Origin of the sequence: Thiocystis violacea (assembly GCF_016583575.1) — a bacterium.
Lineage (GTDB): Bacteria > Pseudomonadota > Gammaproteobacteria > Chromatiales > Chromatiaceae > Thiocystis > Thiocystis violacea.
In genome coordinates this window covers 1-1,877 of the sequence record NZ_NRRG01000150.1, presented here as the reverse complement: position 1 = coordinate 1,877, position 1,877 = coordinate 1, and the positions used below count along the sequence as shown (strand labels likewise).

The 1,877-nt window shown below is 69.1% G+C and carries 2 protein-coding genes and 1 pseudogene; all 3 read left to right on the top strand.

Features of this window, described 5'->3' with window-relative positions:
• Window positions 1-53: 53 nt before the first annotated feature.
• Window positions 54-857 (top strand): annotated as a pseudogene (locus tag CKO27_RS23890) (ABC transporter permease); the annotation flags it as partial.
• 44 nt (window positions 858-901) lie between these two features.
• Window positions 902-1,162 (top strand): FtsX-like permease family protein, encoded by a 261-nt coding sequence (locus CKO27_RS24840; RefSeq protein WP_476718513.1) that lies wholly within the window; start codon window positions 902-904, stop codon window positions 1,160-1,162.
• Between the two features lie 4 nt (window positions 1,163-1,166).
• Window positions 1,167-1,877 (top strand): ABC transporter ATP-binding protein (locus CKO27_RS23885; RefSeq protein WP_200377403.1); only part of this gene is annotated, 711 nt, incomplete at its 3' end.

Genomic DNA, 1,877 nt, shown 5'->3' with positions numbered 1-1,877 from the left:
AGTTCGTCTTCACCGGCATTGGGCTTGGGCTGCTGATCGGCGTCACGCTCTCCATGGCCGGCATCTATCGCGGCATGGTCGACGATGCCGAGGTGCTGCTGGACAACAGCGGGGCGGACCTCTGGGCAGTGCAGAAGGACACCCTGGGTCCCTATGCCGAGCCGTCCAACCTCGCCGACGACCTCTATCGCAGTCTCCAGACCCTGCCGGGGGTCGCGCGCGCCGCCAACGTCACCTATCTCACCATGCAGGTGCGTCCCCTGGCGGACGACTCGGCCGTCGGCGAGCAAGCCGCGCGCGAGCGCCGCGCCATGGTGGTCGGCGTGGTGCCGGGCGGGCTCGACGAGCCGGGTCAGCCGGAATTCCTAGTCGCCGGGCGGCATCTGACCCGTGGTCATTACGAGGCGGTGGCGGACGTCTCGACCGGCTTTCGGCTCGGCGAGCGACTGCGCATCCGCCGTCATGCCTACCGGGTGGTGGGTCTGACCCGGCGCACCGTCTCCTCGGGCGGCGACCCCATGGTGTTCATCCCGCTCAAGGACGCGCAGGAGGCCCAGTTCCTCAAGGACAATGACGCCATCGTCGCCCAGCGCCGGCGCAGCGCCGCCAATCCGGCCTTCAATCGCCCAGGCCAGCCGCAGGTGCTGGACGCCGTCCTCGCCGCCCAGACCCAGAGCAATTCGGTCAATGCCATCCTGGTGCGCCTGACGCCCAACGCGGACCCCGACCAGGTGGCGGCGGACATCCGGCGCTGGAAGCATCTGAGCGTCTATACCCGCGCCGAGATGAACGAGATCCTCCAGGCCAAGCTGATCGCCACCTCGGCGCGGCAGATCTTCATGTTCCTGGTGATCCTCNCATCATCTACACCCTCACCCTCGGCAAGATCCGCGAGATCGCGGTGCTCAAGCTGATCGGCACGCGCAACCGCACCATCGCCGGGATGATCCTGCAACAGGCGATCGGACTGGGTCTCATCGGTTTCATCGTCGGCAAGACGGTCGCGACCCTGTGGGCGCCGGTGTTTCCCAAATACGTCCTGCTGCTGCCCGGCGACGCGGCGCGCGGCTTTCTGATCGTGGTCATCATCTGCGTGCTGGCGAGCCTGGTCGCCATCCGCGCCGCGCTCCGGGTCGACCCGGCGGAGGCCATCGGTGGCTGAACCAATGACCGGGCCATTGGGCGCCCGTCCGGCCCAGGGGATTCGCATCGAGGGGCTGCGCAAACGCTACGGCCGCGGCGATACGGCGGTGGACGCGCTGCGCGGGGTGGACATGGCGGTCGCGCCCGGCGAGGTGGTGGGACTGGTCGGTCCCTCGGGCTCGGGCAAGAGCACCCTGCTCAAGTGTCTGGGGGCGGTGATCGAGCCCAGCGGCGGGCGCATGACCCTGGGGGACGCGCCCATCTACAACGAGGGCTGGCGCATCCCGGACCTGCGCGCGCTGCGGCGCGACAAGATCGGCTTCGTCTTCCAGGCGCCCTATCTCATCCCCTTCCTGGATGTCACCGACAACGTCGCCCTGCTGCCAATGCTGGCCGGGCGCCCCAACGGCGAGTCGCGGGAGCGCGCGCGCGAATTGCTCGCGGCCCTGGACGTCGCGCACCGCGCCCGGGCGATGCCCTCCCAGCTCTCCGGCGGAGAGCAGCAGCGGGTCGCCATCGCCCGCGCCCTGGTGAACCGTCCCCCGGTGATCCTGGCCGACGAGCCCACCGCGCCGCTCGACAGCGAACGCGCCCTGGCGGTGATGCGCATCCTCAACCGCATGGCACGTCAGTACCAGACCGCCGTCATCGTGGTCACCCACGACGAGAAGATCATCCCGACCTTCCAGCGTATCTATCACATCCGCGATGGGCGCACGCAGGAGGAGGCGGGT